This is a genomic window from Flavobacterium yafengii, assembly GCF_030010375.1.
In the GTDB taxonomy this organism is placed as follows: domain Bacteria; phylum Bacteroidota; class Bacteroidia; order Flavobacteriales; family Flavobacteriaceae; genus Flavobacterium; species Flavobacterium yafengii.
The window spans coordinates 426,711-452,344 of sequence record NZ_JASCRY010000003.1; the positions used below are offsets into that span (position 1 = coordinate 426,711).

The 25,634-nt window shown below is 34.5% G+C and carries 16 protein-coding genes; 10 read left to right on the forward strand and 6 right to left on the reverse strand.

Annotation, left to right across the window (positions count from 1 at the left end):
* The first annotated feature begins 8 nt into the window (after positions 1 to 8).
* From QLS97_RS12115 to QLS97_RS12145, 7 genes are all read left to right on the forward strand, one after another.
* On the forward strand, positions 9 to 1,607 hold the full coding sequence (locus QLS97_RS12115; RefSeq protein ID WP_282716977.1) for a SusD/RagB family nutrient-binding outer membrane lipoprotein: 1,599 nt from the start codon (positions 9 to 11) through the stop codon (positions 1,605 to 1,607).
* Positions 1,608 to 1,633: 26 nt separating this feature from the next.
* Positions 1,634 to 2,569, forward strand: coding sequence for a hypothetical protein (locus QLS97_RS12120; protein WP_282716978.1), 936 nt, complete (start codon positions 1,634 to 1,636; stop codon positions 2,567 to 2,569).
* Positions 2,570 to 2,769: 200 nt separating this feature from the next.
* Positions 2,770 to 3,966: an exo-beta-N-acetylmuramidase NamZ family protein gene (locus tag QLS97_RS12125; protein WP_282716979.1), complete on the forward strand. Its 1,197-nt coding sequence runs from the start codon at positions 2,770 to 2,772 to the stop codon at positions 3,964 to 3,966.
* Between the two features lie 109 nt (positions 3,967 to 4,075).
* Positions 4,076 to 4,903: an N-acetylmuramic acid 6-phosphate etherase gene (gene murQ / locus QLS97_RS12130; RefSeq protein ID WP_282716981.1), complete on the forward strand. Its 828-nt coding sequence runs from the start codon at positions 4,076 to 4,078 to the stop codon at positions 4,901 to 4,903.
* Positions 4,904 to 4,967: 64 nt separating this feature from the next.
* Positions 4,968 to 6,476 carry a sodium:solute symporter gene (locus QLS97_RS12135; protein WP_282716982.1) on the forward strand — a complete coding sequence of 503 codons (1,509 nt, stop codon included), beginning with the start codon at positions 4,968 to 4,970 and terminating at the stop codon, positions 6,474 to 6,476.
* A gap of 54 nt (positions 6,477 to 6,530) precedes the next feature.
* Positions 6,531 to 9,530 (forward strand): serine hydrolase domain-containing protein, encoded by a 3,000-nt coding sequence (locus QLS97_RS12140; RefSeq protein WP_282716983.1) that lies wholly within the window; start codon positions 6,531 to 6,533, stop codon positions 9,528 to 9,530.
* 84 nt (positions 9,531 to 9,614) lie between these two features.
* Positions 9,615 to 10,886: an acyltransferase family protein gene (locus tag QLS97_RS12145; protein ID WP_282716984.1), complete on the forward strand. Its 1,272-nt coding sequence runs from the start codon at positions 9,615 to 9,617 to the stop codon at positions 10,884 to 10,886.
* Positions 10,887 to 11,483: 597 nt separating this feature from the next.
* Here the strand turns inward: QLS97_RS12145 and QLS97_RS12150 are convergent.
* From QLS97_RS12150 to QLS97_RS12175, 6 genes are all read right to left on the reverse strand, one after another.
* The gene (locus tag QLS97_RS12150) at positions 11,484 to 13,550 is read right to left on the reverse strand and encodes a glycoside hydrolase domain-containing protein (protein ID WP_282716986.1); all 2,067 of its coding nucleotides are present in this window, start codon (positions 13,548 to 13,550) and stop codon (positions 11,484 to 11,486) included.
* A 9-nt stretch (positions 13,551 to 13,559) separates the two neighbouring features.
* The gene (locus QLS97_RS12155; RefSeq protein WP_282716988.1) at positions 13,560 to 14,822 is read right to left on the reverse strand and encodes a YdcF family protein; all 1,263 of its coding nucleotides are present in this window, start codon (positions 14,820 to 14,822) and stop codon (positions 13,560 to 13,562) included.
* A gap of 56 nt (positions 14,823 to 14,878) precedes the next feature.
* Positions 14,879 to 16,543, reverse strand: a complete 1,665-nt coding sequence (locus tag QLS97_RS12160) for a RagB/SusD family nutrient uptake outer membrane protein (protein WP_428831792.1) — start codon at positions 16,541 to 16,543, stop codon at positions 14,879 to 14,881.
* Between the two features lie 11 nt (positions 16,544 to 16,554).
* Positions 16,555 to 19,944 carry a SusC/RagA family TonB-linked outer membrane protein gene (locus QLS97_RS12165; protein WP_282716991.1) on the reverse strand — a complete coding sequence of 1,130 codons (3,390 nt, stop codon included), beginning with the start codon at positions 19,942 to 19,944 and terminating at the stop codon, positions 16,555 to 16,557.
* Between the two features lie 86 nt (positions 19,945 to 20,030).
* Positions 20,031 to 20,639 (reverse strand): RNA polymerase sigma factor, encoded by a 609-nt coding sequence (locus tag QLS97_RS12170; protein WP_282716993.1) that lies wholly within the window; start codon positions 20,637 to 20,639, stop codon positions 20,031 to 20,033.
* The gene (locus tag QLS97_RS12175) at positions 20,629 to 21,573 is read right to left on the reverse strand and encodes a FecR family protein (RefSeq protein WP_282716995.1); all 945 of its coding nucleotides are present in this window, start codon (positions 21,571 to 21,573) and stop codon (positions 20,629 to 20,631) included. Before QLS97_RS12175 ends, QLS97_RS12170 begins: the two co-directional genes overlap by 11 nt.
* Positions 21,574 to 22,361: 788 nt before the next feature.
* Here QLS97_RS12175 and QLS97_RS12180 point away from each other — a divergent pair.
* The 3 genes from QLS97_RS12180 to QLS97_RS12190 all read left to right on the forward strand — a co-directional run bounded on the left by QLS97_RS12180 (position 22,362) and on the right by QLS97_RS12190 (position 25,505).
* Complete coding sequence (locus QLS97_RS12180; protein WP_282716997.1) at positions 22,362 to 22,577, forward strand: site-specific integrase; 216 nt, start codon at positions 22,362 to 22,364, stop codon at positions 22,575 to 22,577.
* Between the two features lie 864 nt (positions 22,578 to 23,441).
* Positions 23,442 to 24,929: a Fic family protein gene (locus tag QLS97_RS12185; protein WP_282716999.1), complete on the forward strand. Its 1,488-nt coding sequence runs from the start codon at positions 23,442 to 23,444 to the stop codon at positions 24,927 to 24,929.
* A gap of 120 nt (positions 24,930 to 25,049) precedes the next feature.
* A complete protein-coding gene (locus QLS97_RS12190; protein ID WP_282717001.1) occupies positions 25,050 to 25,505 on the forward strand; it encodes a hypothetical protein in 456 nt (151 codons plus the stop codon).
* The last annotated feature ends 129 nt before the right edge of the window (positions 25,506 to 25,634 follow it).

Here is a 25,634-nt window from a genome sequence, read left to right on the forward strand (position 1 = left end):
TAAAGAAAATGAAAAATATAAAAAAATATATAGCTGTAATAGGTTTGTTGACCACTATAGTTTCGTGTGACAACTTACAAGATTTGAATGTAAATCCAAGTTTCCCAGTTGATGTTTCTGCACAAGCCTTGATGCCCCCTATTGAGCAACAAATGGCCGTAGGATTGCAGTTTGACAATCGTTATTTGGGAAGATATGTGCAATATTTCAGTAATGCCACTACAGGAAACGAATGGGACAGATATGGATATGTTGCCAATAATGATCAAGGTGGAGAAATTTGGAAAATGGCCTATTTTTCTATAGGCTTAAATTTGACCCGAATGCAAGAAAAAGCAGTTGCAGAAGAACGTCATGACATTACTGGTATTTCAAAAGTGATTAGAGCTTGGTCCTGGCAGGTTGCCACAGATTATCATTCAGAATTGATTGATTTTGATCAAGCATTTACGCAACGTATGTCTTTTGACTATGTAGGACAAGAACAAGTGTATGCTGAAGTACTGCGTTTGATAAACGAAGGTGTTGTTGACTTAGCGCGCACAGATGGTAAAGTCTCTAGTACCTATACAGCTGTAGGAGATAAAATGTATAACGGCGATAGAGCCAAATGGACTAAATTTGCTTGGGGTGTAGTAGCGCGTAATTTGAATAACCAAATAAACAAAGCTAGTTACAACCCAACAGCTGTGATTGAAGCCTGCGACAAATCTTTGGCATCAAATGCAGATAATGCCTTAATTAGTTACAACGGCTCCGTGTCAGCTGATAGCAATTTCAACGGGCCAGGTAGAAACAACATTTCAACATTCCGCCAAACTGATTTTATGATCAGAGTAATGAACGGATCTGTATTCACAGGCGCAGTAGACCCCCGCATGTCAAGAATTTTAGCTCCTTCCATTGGAACATCTGAAACAGCTCCGGCATCAGCGGCAAATCCAGACCCAACCAAATATACTTTTATTGGCAATCCATTGAATACTACGGCTTCTTCAACGGCCGGACCAAGCAGAATCCCTAATCTTTGGGGTACATTCTTGGCTGGAAGTATTACAACACCCGGCAGATATATTTTTAGAGATAAAGCTCCGTTTCCTATAATGACTTATGCTGAAATTCAATTTATCAAGGCAGAAGCGGCTTTCATTAAAGGAGATAAAGTTATGGCTTTAGCAGCATACAAAAAGGGAATTGAAGCGAGTATCGATTTTGTAAATGCGAATACTATTACTAGTACAACTTATCCAATCACAACTGCTATATCTGCATCAGAAAAATCAACTTTTCTTGCTAATGTAAATGTGGTTCCGGCTGAAGCTAACTTAACAATGAGTCACATCATCCTGCAAAAATACATTTCTCTTTTTGGTTTTGGAAATTTAGAAGCTTGGACAGACATGCGAAAATACCGCTACGACAATGTAAATATTTACAAAACCATGGCTTTCCCAACTAGCTTATTTGTTGATAATAATGGAAAATTACCATATCGAGTTCGTCCAAGATTCAACTCAGAATATGTATGGAATTTTGCGGCTTTACAAGCAATTGGCGCAGACAAAGTGGATTATCATACAATAGAAATGTGGTTTTCTAAACCGTAATTTATCAAACCTATAAAACGTATTACATGAAAAATATACTTAATATTATTAAAAAATCCATTGTACCACTTTTAGGAGTAGCACTGGTTGTATCTTGTGGAGAGGAACACGATTTCACTCCTTACGCAGTAAGTGCGTCTGATAACACTTCTAACGTAAAATTTATTCACGCAGCGATTGGTTCAAATGGAACTAATTTTCAAGTGAATTATTTTATGGGAGCAGAGAAAATATCCTCTGTTGGCGTTACTGTGGGTCTTCCTGTTGGAACGTCTTACGGATCGCAGTATCCAGCTTCTACGAGTTACAGTATGGTAAAATCAGGCGAACAGCCCTTGAGTGCTATATCTCCACTAATTGCTGCTACTGCAACTGTTCCTCAAACTGCGGAAGTCGAACGTTTTGTTGGCAAACTAGTAACTGACAAAGGTAAATTTTACACCAATTTCCTAATCGGGTCACTACCAACAGTTACACCGGTTACCTATTCAATGTTTCAAATCAATGATGATTTGTCAGTAGCCAATTTGGATAAAACCAAAGCGTATATTCGCTTTATAAATGTTATGAATAACACTCCTGTAGCTGGTTACGATCTGGGAATTATAAAAACAACTTCAGTTAGTGGAGTTACTCCTGTAGTTACAAAAGAGATTCAAACTTATAAGAATATAACTTTCAAAGGCGGAGACGAAAAATTCATTGCCATAGAGCCACAAGATCCTACCGATACCAGAGGCTACCAATTACAATTGCGCGTTGCTGGATCCGCATCAAACAACCCAACTCTAACCGCTCCAGCTCTTGTAGCGAATCAAGCTAATTCAGGAACTGGTATTTTTGTTCCAAGAGCAGGTAGAATTTATACCGTCTATTGCAGGGGTTATGCTGGAGGAATATCCGCAGGAGTGCCTAGTTCGACTATCAACATTCCTGTAATAACATTTTATACCAATAAATAAGATTAAAAAAAAACCACTTCAGAAATTCTAAAGTGGTTTTTGTTTACCAATTTCAGTCGGCCTATAGTGCAAATATGTTTTTACCTTTAAATAATAGATTTTCTATTTAAACTAAAAAGCTATTTCATTTATGGCACACTTCCTTATGTACTTAAATCAACAGCAATTTTATTAATTCTTCACTTTTAAAAAACACTACAATGTATTTTATTTTAAAAAAAAATATTTATTTTTTAATGCTAATGGTTACTATCAGTTGCTATTCTCATTCAGAAGATAACAGTGCAAAGAAAAGAATCTCAATTGATTCTGTAAAAATTAAAACAGGTGCTGATAATTATATAAAACACCTCCCTTTGTTACAAAATAAAAAGGTTGGAATAGTTACTAATCAGACTGGGATTCTAACAAACAAAATCCATCTGGTAGATTTTTTATTAGAAAAAAAAATAGCCATCCAAACTATTTTTGCTCCTGAACACGGGTTTAGAGGAACTGCTGATGCCGGTGAACATATCGTTGATGGAAAAGATGCCAAAACCGGACTCTCAATTATTTCTCTTTACGGTGATAATAAAAAGCCAAACGCAACTCAATTAGTTGGGATTGACATTGTGTTATTTGATTTACAAGATGTTGGAGCACGTTTTTACACGTACATTTCGTCTCTGCACTATGTCATGGAAGCCTGCGCAGAAAACGGAATTCCTCTTGTAATTCTAGACAGACCAAACCCTAATGGGAGTATCATAGATGGTCCACTTTTAGAAAAAGAATTTACCAGTTTTGTAGGCATGCACCCTATTCCACTCCTTCACGGAATGACTATCGGGGAATATGCACAAATGATAAATGGAGAAAAATGGCTTAAAAACGGGGCACAATGCAAATTGACCGTTATTCCTTGTCTTGATTATAATCGAAAAATGGAATATAGTTTACCCCAAAAACCATCTCCAAATTTACCAAATGACCAATCCATAAATCTGTACGCGAGTTTGTGCTTGTTTGAAGGGACTAATGTAAGTGTGGGCCGCGGAACCGAAAAACAATTTCAAATTTATGGTTCTCCTTTTTTAACGAAAAGCACTTTTACTTTTACTCCAAAACCAAATTTCGGAGCCAAAGACCCGCTTTATAATGGAAAAGAGTGTTTTGGTGAAGATTTAACGGCTTACCCTAAACTAACTCGATTAGAACTAAAATGGTTAATTAAAGCCTATCAAAATACCAGTGACAAAACGAAATTCTTCAATCCTTTTTTTACAAAACTTGCTGGGACAAAAAAATTACAGCAGCAAATTGAAAGCGGAATTTCAGAAAATAAAATAAGAAAAAGTTGGAAAAATGGATTAACAGCTTTTAAAAAAATGCGCATGAAGTATGTAATCTATTAAATAAATGCTTGTTTATTTTCAAATAAAACTAGGACACTGTTTTAATGAAATACAACATTGAATCTGGCCTACAAAAAATAAAAAATCTCTAATCAGTAAAAAATAAGAAATGGCAAAAATTAATCCCGATACAGAACAAGAATCGCTCTATTCGAACTTAGATAAAATGAGTACTAATGAACTACTCTCTAATATAAATAATGAAGATAAAAAAGTAGCGGATATAATAGAAAAACAAATTCCCAATATTGAAAAATTAGTGGATATTATTGTGTCTAAAATGAAACTTGGTGGAAGACTATTTTATATCGGCGCGGGTACATCCGGAAGAATCGGTATTCTTGATGCTTCAGAATGTCCGCCTACTTTTGGAGTTCCGGACAATTGGATTATTGGCATCATTGCAGGTGGCGACTCAGCTATTAGAAAAGCAGTAGAAAATGCCGAGGATGACATTGATCAAGCCTGGAGAGATTTGTCAGCCTACGACATTTCGAGTTTAGATGTGGTTATAGGAATTGCAGCTTCGGGAAATACTCCTTATGTTATTGGCGGATTAAAAAAAGCGAAAGAAAACAATATCGCAACTGGAAGTATTTCCTGTAATAGTGAAAGTCTGATTTCAAAACAAGCTGATTATCCTATAGAATTGATTGTAGGTCCAGAGTTTCTTACCGGAAGCACGAGAATGAAAGCTGGAACATCACAAAAATTAGTTTTAAATATGATCTCAACATCTGTTATGATTAAACTAGGGCGTATTTATGGCAACAAAATGATCGACATGCAATTGTCTAATAAAAAACTAGTACAAAGAGGTGTTGAAATGATTGTAGAAGAACTACACATTAGCGAGAAATTAGCTTCTGAATTACTAAAAAAACACAAAAGTGTCAGAGCCGTTTTACTGGCTGAAAATAAAAATCTAGAAATTTAATAAACAAACTATTTTAAAGTCTGTTACAGATTCATAAAAAACAATAAACCTATAAAGATACAAAATGACTCCAAGTGCAATCCTAATCCTTATCATCGTTTATTTCGCAACATTATTCTACATCTCGCATAGAGTCAGCAAAAAAGATGATGGGAATGATGCTTTTTTCACCGCCAATAAAAATTCAAAATGGTATTTAGTTGCTTTTGGGATGATAGGAACCGCTCTTTCGGGAGTAACTTTTATATCTGTTCCGGGAGAAGTAGGCGCCGCCAGTGGCGAACAATTCAAATATTTTCAGTTTGTATTGGGTAATGCTATCGGATTTATAATAATTACAAAGTTATTATTACCCCTATATTACAGAATGAATCTAACCTCGATTTATGGATATATAGAACAGAGAATGGGGCTTTACAGCTATAAAACAGCAGCCACTATCTTCTTGATTAGCAGAACGGTAAGTTCTGCGTTCAGGCTCTATTTAGTGGTAATAGTATTACAGCGTTTCGTATTTGATTACTATCATATTCCGTTTGCATTAACTGTATTAATCTCCTTACTACTCATTTTCTCTTACACTTACAGAGGTGGATTGAAAACAATTATTATTACGGATACCTTGCAGACTTTTTTCCTTGTGACATCGGTTTTCCTTACCATCTATTTTATTTGCGACAGTATGAATTTAAGTGCCGTTAGTGCTTTCAATGAAGTTAAAAACAGTAATTATTCACAAATATTTTTCTTTGATGATTTCCTAGGAAGTAAATTTCATTTTGTAAAACAAATATTAGGAGGAATGTTTGTAACTATAGCCATGACTGGACTGGATCAAGATTTAATGCAAAAAAATCTGAGCTGCAAAAACATTGGTGATGCACAAAAAAACATGTTTACCTTTACAGGAATCTTCGTTATAATCAATATTTTCTTTTTAAGTGTTGGTGCCCTACTATATATTTATGCTGAAAAAAACGGAATTGCAATCCCTGTTGATTTAATTACAAATAAACCCAGAACCGATTTGCTTTTTCCTGAAATCGCATTGAATCATTTATCAACAATTCCCGCAATTATATTTTTATTAGGGATTATTGCAGCCACTTTTGCCACTACCGATTCTGCTCTGACGGCTTTAACGACCTCTTTTTGCGTCGATTTTTTGGGAATGGGCAAAGCCGAAAATAGCCATAAACAAAATACCGTACGTAAAAGGCATATTGTTCACATCAGTTTTTCAGCATTAATCTTCTTAGTAATACTCATTTTTAATTCAATCAATGATAGTTCTGTCGTTGGGATGATATTCAAGGTTGCTTCTTATACTTATGGCCCATTATTAGGATTATATGCTTTTGGCCTGTTTCAAAAATCAAGAAACGTAAATGATAAATTAGTCCCATTTATATGTCTATTAGCTCCTTTCTTAACGTATATAATAAATGAAAACTCTAAAATATTGTTTTCGGGTTATGTATTTGATAATGAATTAATAGTACTAAACGGACTCTTAACTTACATCGGACTATTCGTAACAAGTTCCCATAGCATTAAAAAAATTAGTTTTTAAATCACATTAAAAACACAAATAATTGACCAATCAATTGCTCCAAAAAATAATTAGATGAAAAATTACTTTATAAAGATTAGCCTCTACACCGCATTTATATTTTTGATTACCAATTGTGCTGTTTCTAAAAAAACCAATACAATTACCGCTTTAAAAAAAGCTTCCTTTTCAGAAGAAATAGACATTTATGTTCCTAAAAGTAAATCAGAAAGAAAGACTTTTTTTAAAAATTCTGAAAGTGAAACGAATTGGGTTGACAGTATTTACAACAAAATGTCGAGTCGAGAAAAAATAGGCCAATTGTATATGATTTCAGCTTATTCTAATAAAGATTCTGTTCACGAAAATGAAGTTAACGCCCTAATCGAAGAATATAAAGTTGGTGGAATCCTTTTTTTTCAAGGTGGACCAATGCGTCAAGCGAAATTAACTAATGCGTATCAGTCTAAATCTGATGTCCCATTATTTATTGCAATAGATGCCGAATGGGGATTGAGCATGCGATTAGATTCTACCTATCGGTATCCTTGGAACATGACTTTGGGAGCGATCGAAGATCTAAGTTTAATTGAGAAAGTTGGTAAAAACATGGGGAATGAGAACAAGCGAATGGGAATCCATTTTAATTTTGCTCCAGTTCTTGACATCAACACCAATCCAAAAAACCCAATTATTGGCAACCGTTCTTTTGGTGAAGATAAAACTAATGTTAGCGACAAAGCCATCGCCTACATGAAAGGCGTTCAAGGTCAAGGTGTTTTCAGTACCGGAAAACATTTTCCAGGACACGGAGATACGGCTGCCGATTCGCATCATACATTGCCTTTGGTTGATTTTTCAAAAGAACGAATCGATTTGGTGGAACTGTATCCTTACAAAAGAATATTCGATGAAGGTTTGGTCTCCGTTATGGTTGGACACCTTGAAATTCCTAGTTTAGATCCTAGAAAAAATCTGCCTTCTTCCGCTTCGTATAATGTAGTAACCAACTTGCTTCAAAAGCAACTGGGTTTTGAAGGATTGATTTTTACAGATGGTTTAGCCATGAAAGGCGCCACAGATTTCCTAGGTCCTGGTGATCTTGAATTAACTGTAATTCTTGCTGGAAATGACATTTTACTTGGTCCAGTAGACGTACAGGCAGGTTTCGAAAAACTAGAAACAGCCTACAAAAATGGAATTCTTACCGAAGAACGTTTGGCTTATTCGGTAAAAAAAATATTGCGTTATAAGTACAAAGCGGGATTGAATAAATACAAGCCTATTGCTTTAGAAAACTTAGTTCAAGACATCAATCCTTCAGAAAATGATGCTTTACATTATAAATTGTATGAAAATGCAATCACTGTTTTAAAAAATGAAAAGAAAATACTTCCTATCAAAAATTTAGATCAGAAAATTGCATACGTAAAACTGGGAGATGATGTCAACAGCACTTTTGTCACTACATTAAAAAAATATACCGAAGTGACAGAAATATCTAACACCAATATTGACAGTTTAAACACCGAATTAAAAAAATACAATACTGTTATCATTGGTTTCCATAAATTAAACAAAACCTGGGAAAAACAGAATTTTACCGAAACTGAATTGCTTTGGTTACAAAAAATTGCAAAGCACAACAAAGTAATTTTAGATATTTTTACAAAACCTTATTCCCTATTGCCAATCAATACTTTTGATGATATTGAAGGATTAGTAGTTTCCTACCAAAACTCTGATATAAGTCAGGTGGTTTCAGCAGAATTACTATTTGGAGCTATAGAAGCCAAAGGAAAATTACCCGTATCCATTAATTCATCCTTCCATATAAATGAGGGCTTATCAACCAAAAAATTAAACCGTTTGGGTTTTACAACCCCAGAAAATGAAGGAATGAATCCATTGATTTTATCTAAAATCGATGCTATAGCCCAAAAAGCAATTGATGGTAAAATGACTCCTGGAATGCAGGTGCTTGTCGCTCGAAAAGGAAATGTCATTTTCCAGAAATCCTATGGTTACCATACCTATGATAATACTACGAAAGTTTCCAATTCAGACTTATATGATGTAGCCTCGATTTCAAAAATGATTTCAACTCTGCCTAACGTGATGCAATTATACGATCAAAATAAAGTGAATCTGGATACCAAATTAAAAAAAATGGTTCCCCTTTTTTCTAAAACAAATAAAGAAAACATCAACTTCAAGGATTTACTGACACACTATGCTGGGCTTCAGGCTTGGATTCCATTTTACAAAGCAACTTTGGACACCGAAAACAAACCTTTGGAAAAATACTATCATAAAATAGCTGACTCCCAATTTTCCACAAAAGTAGCCGACGGTCTTTTTATTAGAAATGATTATCACGATACCATAATGAAAATCATTGCAAATAGTCCATTGGCAATTAAAAGAGAATACAAATACAGCGATTTCACCTTCATTATCCTGAAAGAATACCTCGAAAGAAAAACTAAAAAGAAATTAGAAGTTTTAAGCCAAAAAAAATTTTACAGCTCACTTGGAATGAATAATACGCTTTACAATCCCTTAGAAAGAGTTGATAAAAATAGAATTGCACCGACTGAAGTTGATAATTATTTTAGACATCAGGTTGTTCGGGGATACGTTCACGATATGGCAGCGGCAATGGAAGGTGGAATAGCGGGTCATGCCGGAATTTTTTCTAACGCTATGGATGTTGCCAAAATGATGCAGCTGTTTTTACAAAAAGGAAATTACGGCAATAAGCAATATTTTTCCGAAAAAACATTCGATGCCTTCAATACTTCCTATTACAGTTCTGAAGGAGTTCATAGAGGTTTAGGTTTTGATAAAAGAATAGGGAAAGACGGATCTACCTGCACATGCGTTTCTGAATCCAGTTTTGGTCATACAGGCTTCACGGGAAACATAGCTTGGGTCGATCCCAAAACAGAAATTGTATATGTTTTCCTATCCAATAGAACCTATCCCGAAGTATCCAATGAAGGAAATAAATTATCTAAAGAAAAAATTCGAGAAGACATTCAGCAAATAATTCAGGAGTCGATCATCAAATAAAAGTGTTGACACCATTTTCATAAAACTGAATAAAGTAGGTTAAAATAATTGAATTCAGCAATCAAAGAATCTAAATTTAAAAAAATGACAAAAGAGCGTTTAATTTCACTAGATGTATTTCGAGGATTTACTATATTATTAATGACTATAGTAAACAACCCTGGAAGTTGGGCCGCTATTTACCCGCCTTTAGCACATGCAGAGTGGCATGGCTGTACACCGACCGATTTAGTTTTTCCCTTTTTCATTTTTATTATGGGGACAGCAATCCCTTTTGCAATGCCATCAAAACATTTTGACTACGCAGTTTTTAATAAAATCATTGTTCGATCCTTACGAATTTTCTGTTTAGGATTATTTTTAAATTATTTCAGTAGAATTGAATTATTGGGCTTAGAGGGAATTTACTTATTACTAATCAGGTTGATGATAACTTTTGCAGTCGCTTATGCACTTTTAGGAAACTTTAGTTTAAAAATCAAAACCTATCTCGTTTTTGGAATTTTTGCAATATTAATAATCTTAGCATACAGCCAAATTGAAGCATTTCAGGATGTACGAATCCCAGGAGTTTTACAGCGAATAGGAATTGTATATTTTTTTATCTCTCTTTTGTATTTAAAAACAAATCTCAAAACACAACTTCTGGTTGCTGCATCAATTTTATTGGGTTACTGGATTGCAATGGCTTTTGTTCCAGTTCCGGAATTTGGTGCTGCAAATTTTGAAAAAGGTACCAACTTAGCTGCGTGGTTGGATAATTTAGTATTGAAAGGACATCTATGGAGCTTTTCCAAAACTTGGGATCCAGAAGGGATTTTGAGTACTCTTCCGGCTGTAGCCACAGGAATTCTTGGAATGTTCATAGGCCAAATATTAAACTTAAAAATCCAACTAACTGAAATTCTAAAAAAAATAGCAGTCGCTGGATTTGCATTGCTAATCGCAGGCTTGCTTTGGAGTCTACTGTTTCCGCTAAACAAATCACTTTGGACAAGTTCCTATGTACTATATTCTGCAGGCATCGCCACGTTATGCCTAACATTATTGTACTTCCTGATAGATGTTGCAAATTATAAAAAATGGACAAAGTTATTTTTAATTTGGGGTGTGAATCCTATGATTGTGTTTTTCTTTTCGGGAATTATTCCAAGAGTTTTGAGCTCAATTACAATTCAAAACCCGGAGATAAGTACTGAACAAATCAATATTCAGAGTTATTTTTATAAATTTTATATTATTCCTATTTTCAGCAATCCTATGAATGCTTCATTAACTTTTGCGGTCGTCTATGCTATTTTTTGGTCTCTAATCTTGTGGGCGTTTTATAAAAATAAATTAATTTTTAAAGTATAGCCCCTAAAAATTATCGAAATAAGTTTTTCTATTTTTTGTTTGCACATCAAGTTAAAATAATAGCTTAAAGTATTTGGGGCAATAAGAAGCTCGAACCATTGCACCTATCAAATTAAAAATATCTTAAAGAGCCATTAAAAAATATTATAAATGAATACAAAATTTTATACATTAACATCAACCACTAGATTAATGTGTTCTTAAAAAAAATAGTACTTCAAATTGACTAAACACAGTATTTCAATTGAAAATTGATAAAGGTTTGTTTGCTGTAAAGGACATACAACGCATAACCGGCAAGAGTTACCGTCAAAGTATTAGATTATTACAAAATATAAGAAAGGAGTTGAATAAGCTTCAAAATGAGTTGGTATCAATCGAGGAATTCTGCCAATACACGAGCCTAAAAATGGAACAGTTCGAACCGCTGATAATTGGTTAGGAATAGTTTCTAACCTTTTAAAATAATTAATCTGAATAGCTATTGCAACTTATAAGTAAAAACGAGAAGCCTGGACATTCAACTCTGCTTCTCGTTTTATGGGGTAACGGATCTTAAGCAAAAATCACTGAGCCCTAATTTATTAATCAATTGTATTACTCTGTTTTTGAAATCCACTGATCCTCAATTCCCCAATTTTTATTAGGTAATGCTCCAGTTTCAATGATTAGGGTTCCACCATTACTAATCTCTTCCTGCGTCAACCAATTTCTAAATAAAGGCTGACCGTTTAAACGAGCCGATTGAATATAAAAGTGATCTTTATTGTAATTGCTAACTCGAATATGAAATGATTTTCCGTTCTCCCAATTTAATTTTACAGACTCAAAGATCGGAGCCGTCAAATAGTAAATCGGGCTTCCAATATTCGCCGGAGACAGACCTATACTTCGCATCACAAACCAGGATGACATCGTACCGGCATCATCATCCATAGTGCGCACATAGGCTTGAGGTTCGTTCTTATAGATCCTTCCAATATAGGAATCAATCCCTTTACTGTTGTCATTAAAATAAACCTGAACCACCGTATCCAAAAGAATATTCCGAAACAGTTTTTGTGATTTCCAAGGTTGGGAACTCGCATTATACAGTCCTGGAACTTGCAAGTCCGGTTGATTCGCATGATTGTAATTGTCCTCCGCAAAAAATTGATCCAATTGCTTTAAAAAAGGTGCTTCTCCTCCTATTAACTTTTTCAGCCCCAACACATCAAAAGGAACAAACCAGCGATACTGCCAAACAGTGCCCTGATACATTCCGCGAGCGGGCATTTTATCGATATCTTTCTGCGATAAATCAGCGAAATCTTTTTCCCAATAGTGTTTATAGTCTAACGCTTTATTCAAATACTTGGTACTCAACAAAGGGTCTTTGGTGATTTTCAGAATTTCAGAAAGCGCCCAACTGTCGTAAGAAGATTCCAAAGCCTTATCTGGTGAATTGTATTGCAATCGATCCACTTCCGCAATTAAGGAATCTTTAATAGTCTTAAAATCTACTGCATATCCTTTTCTATAGCCATCCAATAAAACAACAATCGCATGTTCCGTGCGGACTGTCGGTGAGGATTCGTGCTTTGTTGCCCAATTATTCTTCCCATACGGATACAAATTAGCAATAGAGCGCACGATGGGCCCAAAACGTTCCGGATAAGCCAGAGAAAGCATGGGCAATTGCTCGCGATAATTATCCCAAATAGCCCAACCGTTGTATATAGGACTACTGGATTTTTGAATGGAACCGTCAATAGCTTTATAGGTGCCATCAGTTTCCGAAACTAAAAACGGGGCTTGTAATCCTCGGTATAAAAGCGAATAGAATAAATTTTCCCGATCTTTTTCGCCACCAACTACAATTCGGTTTAAATGATGATTCCATACTGCAGTTGTTTGCGCAACCAAATCTTCCAGAGGCATAACTTCTATTTTAGCTTTGGCGAAAGCCGCACTCACAGAAGAAAAGCCAACACGAACTTCCATTTCGGTAGCGTCTACAAGAGCAGCAATACGATACTGATGGTCGGCGGTTTTTGTTATCATTCCCAAATTGGAGAATTCAAGAACATAATAAATGCGATATATTCCCTTATCACAAGTCGTTTGGGTATCTATCCAGCCACTGATACTTTGGGTTCCAATTTCATGCTCTTCAGCAACAAATCGATTGACGAAAGCGTGCGATAAATCAATATGAAGCCCTGCTCCTTTTCTCGGAAATTTATAATGATGAATTCCAAAATTATGTTTTACACTCATTTGTGCCTGAATCCCATTTTCAAATGCTACCTGATAAAAACCTGCTGAAGCAGATTCTTGTTTTTTCAGTAATAAAGTTCCGGTATCGTCATCCAAAATAGGTTTGATAAGCAAATTTCCACCACTTCCCAAACAACCCACTCCTTCCATACGGCTATGGGTAAAGCCCAAAAATTGCTTTGCCAAATGCTCATAACCAGAATGAATATGAGGATAAGTTTGTGGTCCAATACTAATCATATTGAAGGGAGAAGAAGCAGATGGAGACATTTGTCCATGATCTCCTGAACTGCCCAAAAAGACATTTACTTTTTCTACTGACGATGCTACTTTGGTAACATTATTTTTTAAAGGCTGGCAGGCCACTATCAACAAAGCAAGTCCTAAAATAAGTATTTTTTTCATGGTATACATTTACGGATCTAAGGGATCAATTGGATTTTGATGCAGCGATTCTATTTTTGGAACAAATTCTATCGTAGTTGAATTTAGTCTTTTTAAAATAATGGCAGGTAAATAACCCAATTCCTCCATACAACGGGCATTAAAATTTGGATTTCCTACATAATCGCTATGATTAGCATTCGTTACTACAATACTTTTCTTGTCAAGAGGCATTTGATAAGCAATCATCAACCTGCTGACATTGCGCAAATTGGTGGTGGTATGTCTGGCAAAAGGATCAATAAGGATATTTTCTTCGGGAATATGATATATATTCATTAATTCTTTCTTCATTTCAATAGCCTCACAATAAGCCGCTCTAAATGGATGGGCATGACCTCCGGAAACAATAATTAAAGGGGCTTTCTTAGCTTCATATTCCAGTACTCCCAATTGTAGGTTTAGTTTCCCAATGGCAGACAATCGGTCTTGATAATTTTCTGGTCCGTTACCCAAAATTAAAACAGACGCATAATCAAAAGCATCAAAATTGATTTGCTTTAAATTGGCAATTGCCTTCTTATTCTCCTTTTCCTCCAAGGGTTCATAGCGAGCCACCTCATCCCGATGGTTCATATACAAAAGAGATAAACTGAGATCCAGGCTTTCTTGAAAAAACAGCCTATTCCCTTTCGGTTTTTTATTGTGAAGAAAATCAGACCACATAAAAATAGATCCTTTATAAAATTCAGAGCGCACGTCATAAGAAACAGAATCCATTTTAGCATATTGAGGGGCTTCCCCAAGACCATAAACCTTCATAATGCGGTTCATTCCCTTAGCACAAACTTGCCATGCTTTTAGCAATAATTCAGTATCACTAAGATTTTTAAAATTCTCATATTTCCCAGAGGGACGCAAATTATTTTTTACAAAATCTTGCAGTTCCTTTTTGTCTTTCATCAAAAGTCGAAGTTCCTCTTCAATACTTTCGAGTTCTTTTTCTTTGAATTGATAGCCCTTAATCAAGCAGGACAGACTGTCTTTACAAGAATTTAATTTGGAACTGAGCTCTTGTTGCTGCTTATTAAAAATCGTTTTGAAAACACTATTGTTTTCTAGCAGTTGACTAACAACTTTATCGTTTTGAATGGCAGTCAACAAATAAAAATTCTTATCCTGAATCAAGGAATTAGATTTAGAAGAGGGATAGCCCAATTCAAATCCTTTTTCTTTTTGGCTATAGCCTGAAATAAAAACAAGCGCAATTAGTATGTAAATTATTTTTTTCATCTTTTTCTAATAAAAAATTGGGCAACCTTTTCGATTGCCCAATTTAGTTTAATTTTTTAAAAGCCACTATTTTGGGTTACTGTACCTACTGGCAAGGCATCAATATACCGCTGTGGTATTGGGAAATATTCGTTTTTTCCTTTCGTAAATACAGCATTGGTCAAATGCGTTCTTCTCGTTTTTTCTACTGCCAGATAGGTATTGATAACAGTATCCGCTTCTCCCCATCGAACCAAATTAAAGAAACGGTGGCCTTCCATAGCCAATTCCAAACGAGTCTCTAAATGTACCGCTGCTTTTGCTGCCATTTTATCGGTCCAGAGAGTGCTGTAAGGTTTAATATTGTAATTCGCTGCGTTGGCACTACCATCAAGAGTTTTTACATAGGTAGAATTAGCGGCGCGATTCCGAATTTGATTCACTAAAATTCGAGCTTCATCTACTTTTCCGATTTCTACTGCGGCCTCCGCTCTCCATAAAACAACCTCCGCATATCGAATAATGTAATAATTTAAAGCATTTACATAAGGCCAAACGGTCACATGAAAAGCAGATTTAGCAGAAACAATTCGCTTTTTAGGAGCAAATGCACCATAAGTTGCCAAATCTCTCGCCCAGCTGTCTTGGTATAAAACGCCTAAATCCTTATAAGGTATTCCCGGACGTCCTATCGTGATATCAATACGTGGATCTACGTTGTCACTGGATATAATGTTAATGTTATTTTCTATTGGCAAACCGAAAGCATCCGTTTTAAAGGCATTTACAAGATTCTGTGTAGGACGGTGAAAACCATATTGCGAATAAAATGGACCTCCGGGTGCTGACAAACGATCTCCTATACTTCCGTTATAAGAACTAGGTTGACCATCTTTTACAGATAGTTGTATAGCAAAAATAACTTCCTTATTATTATCATTTTCCGGTAAAAATATTTGCTGAAAATCAGCTAATAAACCATAATTACTATTCATTATTTCAGTCGTTGCATCATAAGCCAATTGCCATTTGTTTTGAAAAACATAACATTTTGCTAAATAGGATTTAGCGGCAATCTTGGTTGGCCTGCCTAATTCCGTTTGTGTATCTGGCAGATCGGCATACGCCAATTGAAAATCAGCTTCGATTTTAGTCCATAATTCATCCGAGCTAAAAGTCGTATTGGATTTGGCATAATCAGCAACTGTAGCTGCCGTTTCATCAATATACGGGATATGATTGTATATTTTTTTCAACTCAAAATAAAAATGACCTCTTAAGAATCGCAATTCTGCCATTCGTTTGACTTTCAAACTGGCTTCAAAATCAGGGGAAGCATTTAATAAACGCATGGCTTCATTTGCCCGTTTCACCCCTTCGTAAAGTGCCACCCACTTGCGTTCTATATCAAGAGTGGTTGAATTTTCATTATAAATCTCCATTTGGTGAATATTGTTCTGATCTCCAGTACCTCCGCCACCTTTATAGCTGTCATCCGAAGTTACATCACCAAAACTCCAATTAGAACTTGGTGAATTAAGTGCATTAGTGGCTCCGTCAATTTGACCATTTAAAACGCTGTACGCTGATATAATAGCGCGTTCTACATTAGCAGGCTTCGTCATTTCAGAAGGATCAACTTCGCCATAGGTAACTTCTTCAAGGAATGTATCGGAACAAGAACTCATCTGAAGTCCTAAAGCTAGAAAAACTACTATTTTTATTGTGTTTTTTATTCGCATCATTTTTAAATTTAAAAGTTTAAATTACAACCAAAAGTAAATGTTCTTGAAGTGGGATAAATTCCTCTATCGATACCTATATCAAGATTTCGGTTGCTTGAAGAATAACTTTGTAGCCCAATTTGTGGTGTCAAACCACTATATTTTGTAATAGTGAATACATTACTAGCCTGCCCATACAATCGCAATTTCATTCCATCTAGAACATCCGGAGAAAAAGTATAACCCAATTGTAAATTGTTTAATTTAAAATAAGAACCGTCTTCAACGTAGTAAGAAGAAGGACGAATGTTGTTATTTCTATCATCTAATGACAATCTTGGTATTGTAGAATTCGGATTGTCAACCGTCCAGGCTCCTAATAATGCACTGTCCTTATTGTAAGCAGCCTGATTAAAGAAATTGGTTTTATACTTCGTTAAATTATAGATGTCATTTCCAAAACTTCCGTTAAAAAACATTCCTAAATCAAACTGTTTGTATTTCAGGTTGATATTAAAACCTACCATAACATCCGGGTGTGGAGAACCGATAAAGGCTCTGTCATTACTGTTAATTACTCCATCACCGTTTACATCTTTAAACTTAAGATCTCCCGCTTGCGCATTGGGTTGCATACCATAATCCGAAACTTCTTGTTGACTTCTAAATAAGCCTTCGGAAACAAATCCATAAAAAGATCCAATAGGTTGTCCAACGGCACTCCTGGATATTTCCTGACCAAAATTTACCGTATGCAAGGAAGAACTAGGAATACCTAAATAAGCCACACTATTCAAAGCGGTCAATTCATTTTTGTATCCCGTCAAATTCAAGGCAAGATCGTATGAAAAATCACTAATCTTATCGGCGTAATTTAAGTCCAATTCAAAACCGTGGTTTTTCATTTGTCCATCATTAATCCATTGTCCGTCATTAGTCCCCCCATAGGTTAATGGAATCACATTATAAACCAAAATATCATCCGTCTCCTTGGTGTAATATTCTGCCGTAACATTTAATTTATTATTAAAAAAACCAAGATCAAATCCAATTGTTTTTTGAGTAGTGGTTTCCCAAGATAAATTAGCATTTGAAACTCGGGTTTGTGTTAATCCTGTAGAAATCACATTTTGACCTCCAATGGCATAATCTGAATAATTATTGTTGTTAGAATAACTATCTACTGTTGAATAGGATGGTAATTCTTGATTCCCGGTTTGTCCCCAACTGGCACGAACTAAAAACGAACTAAAGGTCTTTCCAAAATCAAAAAAATCTTCCTTATCCAATCTCCATCCACCAGAAACTGCTGGAAAAGTGCCCCAATTATTATTCGCTAATCTTGAAGTCCCATCTCTTCTAACGGTAGCACTTACTATATATTTTTGATTGTAATTGTAATTTGCTCTACCAAAATAAGAGTTCAAGGCCCATTCATTTGCAGTTCCCGTGTTTAATTGATTTTCAGTACCATACGTTAAATATCTAAAATTTGGATCTTCATAAAGGAAATTTTGACGAGATGCTCCAAAACCTTCGTAATAATATTTAATAGCTTCTTGTCCTAAAAGAATATCCAGATTGTGTTTACCAAACTTTTTTTGGTAATTTAAAGTGTTGGATACTGTAAGTTGGTAATTAAAATTGTTGCTTGTCGTTAAAGCATTTTTAACATTTTGCGAAAGAATCTCATTATAAACAGGTGAAAAACCTCTATAATTATAATTTTGAAAATCCAATCCCACAGAGGTCTTAAATGTAAAATCACTAATTTTAACACTGGCAAAAACATTCCCTAAAAGCTGAATTCGCTTTTGTTTATTGTCTTTGGCTCGAGTTAAATTTCCTAATGGATTAGCTATATCATTGATTGGGTTTCCAGCAAAATTTCCGTTTATATCATATACCGGAACAATGGAAGGAAATTGTAAAGCATCGTAAACAATACTTCCCAAAGCGCTGTTACTTCCAGTTGCAACTTGCTCCGAATAAGAAGCCGTAAAGTTTTCGCCAATAGTCAGAAAATCTTTAATAGCATAACTAGAATTAAATCGTGCAGAATAACGTTCAAATCCAGTATGTCTTATAATTCCTTCCTGATTAAAATAACCTAGTGAAAAAGCATGTTGACTTTTTTTATCTCCTTTCGATAAGGATAAGTTATAAGATTGAACCGCTGCTGGTTGCATGATTTCATTAATCCATTTTACATCACCACTAGGAATCGTATTGGCAGAATTAAGAAACGCTGGAATTACAGGTGAATTGGGATTATTACCATAGATTCCACTTGCTGGTACTTTTCCATCATTTTTAGTCGCTTGCCAAAGTAAATCTCCATACTGTTGTGCATTCAACATAGTAGGTAAATTAAAAGCAGATTGAACTCCGGAATACCCATCAAATTGTATTTCAGTTTTACCACTTTTCCCTCCTTTTTTTGTGGTTATAACGACAACTCCATTAGCCGCACGAGAACCATAAATAGAGGAAGAAGCAGCATCTTTTAATACTTGAAGTGTTTCAATGTCTGATGGATTGATACCATTTAAACCATTTGACGTTGGAATTCCATCTATAATGACTAGTGGATCATTATTGTTAATAGTACTAAACCCGCGTACTCGAATAGAAGATCCTCCTCCTGGGCTGTTATCACTCATGATTTGAACACCTGGCAAACGGCCTTCAAGCATTTCTACAACATTTGCTTTGGGTTGTGATTTAATCTCTTTCATTTTTACAGTAGAGATAGAACTGGTAACATTTCTTTTTTGTTCTGTACCATAACCTACAATTACAACCTCATCTAATTGAGCAGCCGATTCAGAAAGTACTACTTTAATTTCCGTCTTGTTTTCAATATTGATTTCTTTGGTCCCAAATCCTACATAACTAACAGACAAAACCGTTGTATTTGCAGGAACATTGATTGTAAATTTTCCGTCAAAATCAGTAGTTGTAGCTATCGTGGTTCCTGCTATAAAAACAGAAGCTCCAGGTATAGGTAAATTAGATTCATCTAAAACTATCCCGATAATTTTTCGGTTTTCTTGATCCTTTTTAAGAATACTATTTGGAGTAATCCCAATCAGTTCTTTTACTAAAACTCCATTTTTAGTGATTTTAAAATCTAGACTCACTTTGGTTTTCAAAACGGCTAATACTTGATTTAAATCTTGGTTATTTATTGTAATAGAAATTTTCTTTTGAAGAAAATTTTGATCTGACCTATAAATAAACTTACTGTTTATTTGCCGTTCTATGAGAGTAAAGGTTTGCTTTATAGAAACGTCTTTTAGGTTTAAATTGATTTTCTCTTTTTTAGCAACATTTACTTCAACAGTACTTGTTTTTGTAGTATTCGAATAAGATATCCCATTACCAAACAGAAGTAATAAGGATAAGGTTAACATCATTTTTTGTTTCATTTTATCTGTGATTATTTATTGTTGTTTTAACAAACTAAAACCGATCGTTAAAAAGCCGATTTTTCTACTAATTATTAGATGGAATTAAGTAATCCTCTTTTTTTATATGATTCCAAAGTCCTACTAATATATTTGAGTGCAATAGCGATATGATTTTCAACCGTTTTAGGAGTGACGTTTAAAATTTCCGCAATTTCTTTGTATTTTAATCCATCAATTCTACTGAGTTCAAAAGCTTGACGTGATTTTTTAGGAATTATATCTAATATTTCACGTATCAAATTGGTATTCATTTCCTTTTGTTCATTCTCAATAATCTCCTGCTCCCTACTAGACGAAAACATAGAATTTATAGTTTTAGTTTCATCAATTTGTTGGTAAAACGGCTCTGATTTCCGTGCTGTTTTTAAACTGTTTTTCACTATTACATAGATATAAGATTTAGGGTTTTTAATTTTATCTAGAATATTTCTATTGGTCCACAACTGAATAAAAATATCAGCTACTCTTTCTTCGACAAGGCAAGAGTTCGATTCATAACTCAATCCAAAACGACACAGAGGAGTATAATACCTATTAAAGAAAAGTTCCATCGCCTCGTATTGACCATTTCGAATTTGCTGAAACAGATAATCGTCTGAAAAACAATCACTACTGCCCATTTTTGTTTGATTAATTTTCATGGTACTTGGTTATTTCGATGTTATTTTTAATGGTTTTTGTTATACTCACATCTGAAATAAACTCTAAAGAAGTTATAAATTCATCAATTGTCTGGTTTTTAAAAGCTCCTTTTATATGCTGATTTGCAATATCAGAATCCTTAATGATAAAATTTACTCCATAGAATTGATTAATTTTTGGAAGTGCGTCTTCAAATTTCTCATCATCTAAAATGAGTATATTGTCTTTCCATGCAGAGACCTTATTAACATCAAAATTTCTTTTGATCACTAATTTGGTTTTAGAATTCCATACTAATTCTTCATTTGGTATTAGGTTAATTTCATCATTACTTTCTTTAAGCAATACATTTACCTTTCCTTTTGCCAGAGAAACAGTTTGATTAATGCTAGTGCTGCTGACATTAAACTCCGTTCCTAAAACTTTCACATTAAAATCATTGGTATGGACAATAAAAGGAGAATTAATATTCTTTGTAACTTTAAAGAAAGCTTCTCCTTCCAACCAAATATATCTTCGTTTTCCAAAATCACTGGAATATTTAATTTCACTACCCGAATTTAAAATAACAGTACTGCTATCTGGTAAAATAAAAGTAAGCCGCTGTCCTTTAGGCGCAATTCTATGATTGGTATATTCAGATTGTGTCATTCCGATGAAATAAAAACCTAGACAAAAAACCAAAAGGAAAGACATGGAAAAAACTAACTTTTTTTTAATGGAAACTTTTGCAGATCTAACCTTTTCTGGTTTGGTATATTTATTAAGAATTTCTTCAAAAGAAAGAGTTCGCTTTGGTAATTCACTATTGGGATAACTAATCCAAATGGTTTGAAAATTTTCAAAAACGGCAAATAGATCATCATCCAAAGACAATTCGATTTCAAATACAGATCGCTCTGCTTGTGACATTTCATTGGCTAGATACCTCACACATTTTTTTTCCTTCTGATTAACATTCAGCATAAATATTTTCCTTTGCTTATAGGAGTCAAAATAAGAGAAATACCCCTAGTTTTCAATACCATCAAATCGACACCATATTGTTAATGAATCGTTAATAGTCCATTTATAGTGGAAGTAGGTCCTCGCTTAGAAAATTATATTTTTACAAAACTATTAAATCTAAAAAGTGAATAAGAGCTTAAAACCGCGATCCATTAGAAATACAAACGGCTATCGACAAAGAATCGATTGTTGTAAACCATCAGGCGGGAACGGAACAAGCTCGAGAAGTGGTTTGTAGGCATAGAGGAGTCCTGGCAATACACCTGTTTAAAAATGGAACAGGTCGAATTTTATTATTGGATAGAAATTTTGTTTTAGAGAACTAAATTTTGAACCAATGCCTATCAATAATAGTAGCCAACCAGTTCAAATTTTAAACAATTAAAGAACTTTTTTATCTTTGATATAACTTTAATTATCAATACATTTACTGCGATAAGATTACATGGTTTTTTACCTATAAATTGTAGGAATAAAATCGAGACCCTTGTTTTAAAATAGTTTGCGAAACATCGTAAACACTGACATAACGAGAGAGACACGAATCCCTCCTTCTCCACTGAAATCGTAACCCTCAACAAACGTTGGGGTTACGTCGTTTTATACCGGAGCTGTTTTGGATTGTAACCAATAGAACAAAAACAGCAATTCGCGCCAATGTGCCTGTGCTCCCTCCTGTGCTGAAGATAATTAACAAATATAAAAATCAACAAATGAGATTGATTCCTAAAATATCCAATCAAAAAATGAATGTTTATTTGAAGGAAATTGGAGTATTATGCGGGATTGATAAAAACCTAACTTGGTATGTAGCAAGACATACCTTTACTACGACTGTGACATTAGGCAATGGTGTGAAGATTGAAAATGTTTCAGCAATGATGGCCATACTAATATTATGCAAACACAGTATTATGCTAAGGTATTAGATGCAAATGTAATGGAAGACATGTTTAAATTAATGCAGAAATATAAAAATATATAAGGGTGATCATGCCTTGAATAAAAACCTTCTTTGCCAAAAATACGGAAATGAGATAAAGATATCCGCCAAAAAATTTGCAGAGGTCTTCGCTTTGTCTCCGAAAAAGCTGTTCAAAGAGTATTCCAGTGTATAATTGAGTCCAGGAACGCGTCGGCCTTATGCGAAGTATTTTAGTTAAAGGCGATGTAAATCAGTGGATAAACCGAATTATTCTTAAATAGCTCGCATAACATGTAGTTATAAAATTGATTATCATATAAATAGCTAAACTATATGTATTATGAAAAACAATTTTGAGTACGAGAAAATTTCAGCCCAGGCTTATGAGTATCTAACAGAGAGGCTATCATACAAGTTTAAAGGATACATAGATAAGTGTAACATTGAATTTATTAGCCAAGAAGTGTGTAAAAATTTTCTATTTGAGCTTTATAACGGGAGGTATCATACCTTACTGTCCTGCTGAAGGTCCACTTAGGAGACGACTTTCTTTTTTTCTTTTTTTTCTTCTGAAAATATTTTAAAAGGGATAAGTTCACTTATACAAATAACGCTATCAAAAGCAATTCTGTAGTCAAGTAAAAAACTACCAAATCTTATAAAAGTAAATTATAACTTCAAATATTTGTAAAAATCGACCGATTTAAACGTAAAAATTTGTATTCAGTTCAAATAAACGAACAATTACTTCTAAATATTTGTCTTTCTTAAATTATAATAGCAAAAAATTGTAAATAATAGGCTTTATAAATTCAAAAATTTGTGTACTAATACAATTTTTTGTAATTTAGCTTGAAAAATTTGTGTTATGGACAAAGCAATCCCCCTGCATCTTCAAGAAATAATATACTCATCAAGTGACCCTGAAATCAGCAGAACTGTTTCTAAACTGGTTAAGGACGGAAAACTGCGAAAGATTGCTCCAAAAATATACACACCAAATTTTGATGCGGAGCCCTCTGAAATAATTAGAAGAAACCTATTTAAGATTTTAGGGCACCTTTATCCCGGCATTTTATTAAGCCATCGTTCAGCTTTGGAATTTGCACCGACTCCAAACGGCGAGCTTTTTTTAACTTATACCTACGACCGAAAGACCTCCCTTCCAGGAATAACATTAAGTATAACAAAGGGACATTCTCCCCTGCCTGAAGATAATGAAATGAGCAGCGGTCTATTTGTTTCCCAAAGAGAAAGAGCCTTGTTAGAGAACTTACAAGAGTCTCGTAAATCAGGAGTGTTCTCAAAAACTCTTGAAAAAAAAGCTATAGAAGAGAAACTGGAAACTGTCATAAGAGTTCAAGGCGAAAAAGGACTCAATGAGTTAAGAGATAAAGCTAGGATCATCAGCGAAGAACTAAATCTGCAGAAAGAATATGTTAAACTAAACAGTATAATTGGCGCACTGCTGACAACTCATACCTCAAGTATACTTACTTCACCTCTTGCGCAGGCACGAGCATTTGGACATCCCTACGATCCTTTAAGAATTCAGTTATTTGAAAAATTATTTACCGAATTACAGCAGAGAACTTTTGCAGACATTCTCGACAGAAATACAGATCCTGAGCAGTTTAGGGATTTTGCATTTTACGAAGCTTATTTCTCAAATTTCATAGAAGGAACAAGATTTGACGTAGAAGACGCACGCCAGATCATAGAAACACAAAAACCCCTGCCTGCAAGAAATCAAGATTCACATGATGTACTAGGTACTTACCAGATAGTAAGTAACCGCGCTGAGATGTCTTTGACTCCTTCAAATGCCGAGCAACTTATTGATATGCTTCGGTACCGCCATAAAATACTTATGAGTGCAAGACCCGATAAACTGCCGGGCAATTTTAAAGATAAAAACAATTTTGCCGGAGACACAGCCTTTGTAGATTTTAATCATGTACTGGGAACGATTAACGAAGGATTTAATTTCTACCGAGCCTTATCTCATCCGTTTGCAAAAGCAGCCTACATGATGTTTATGATTAGTGAGATTCATCCATTTCTAGATGGTAATGGAAGAATAGCCAGAATAATGATGAATGCTGAACTGGTCAAGGAAGGCCAGTCTAAAATTATAATTCCAACTGTTTTCCGTGAAGATTATTTAGGTGGTTTACGACAGTTGACAAGAAGATCGGAGCCTGACACCTATATTAGAATGCTACACAGGGCACAGCTTTTCAGCAGTTCAATTTCCGGTATCAGCACAGAAGAAATCAAAGTCGTTCTTGAGCAGAGTAATGCATTTAAAGAAGGCGACCAGTATATCTTAAAAATATCCGGCCCGTCAAATTAATTATCACCTAAAGTCCCATATGAATACAAAAATGGTTCTAATAATAAAACCAGAGACAAAGCCTTATTAAAAGTAAAGAGGTAAATTAAGAGTAAAGAGGTAAATTAAAATATTTGCTTTATGAAAAAAATAATTTCTTTATTTATATTGTTTGTTTTTACTTCTTGTGATTTTGCTCCAGGAAGTTATCCGTATTCAGAAATATATGAATTTGATGTTTCAGAGGAAGTTTTAATAAAAGCAGTTGAAGAATTTAAAACTGATAATCCTAAATATGTATTATCAAATCAAGAAAGATTTATAGACGGAAAAAGGGATAAAAAAGACCATTGGTATCATATTTGGTTTTATTATCCTGATAGGAATAAGGTTGTAAAATCTTGGATAAGGGGTAATAAAATAGCATTTGTTGGAATAGGTGATGGAATGGATTTAAGTAACTATAAAGAAATAAACAAAGATTTTTCACGACAGGAAAATAAAAATGAAAAAGAAATATTTGAAAGGTTGATACTTGATGAGATAAACAACTATACTCCCCCAACTGGTGCCTACAAGCAAGAACAAACAAAATAAACTACACCACTCTGCACTGAAGTGCAGAGGTTTGTTTTACGAAGGACTGAAAGTCCAGGTATTAGGTAATTCAAAACATGTACCACTAAGTGTAGATGCCATGCGGGACACCATACCCATTTTGTTTGA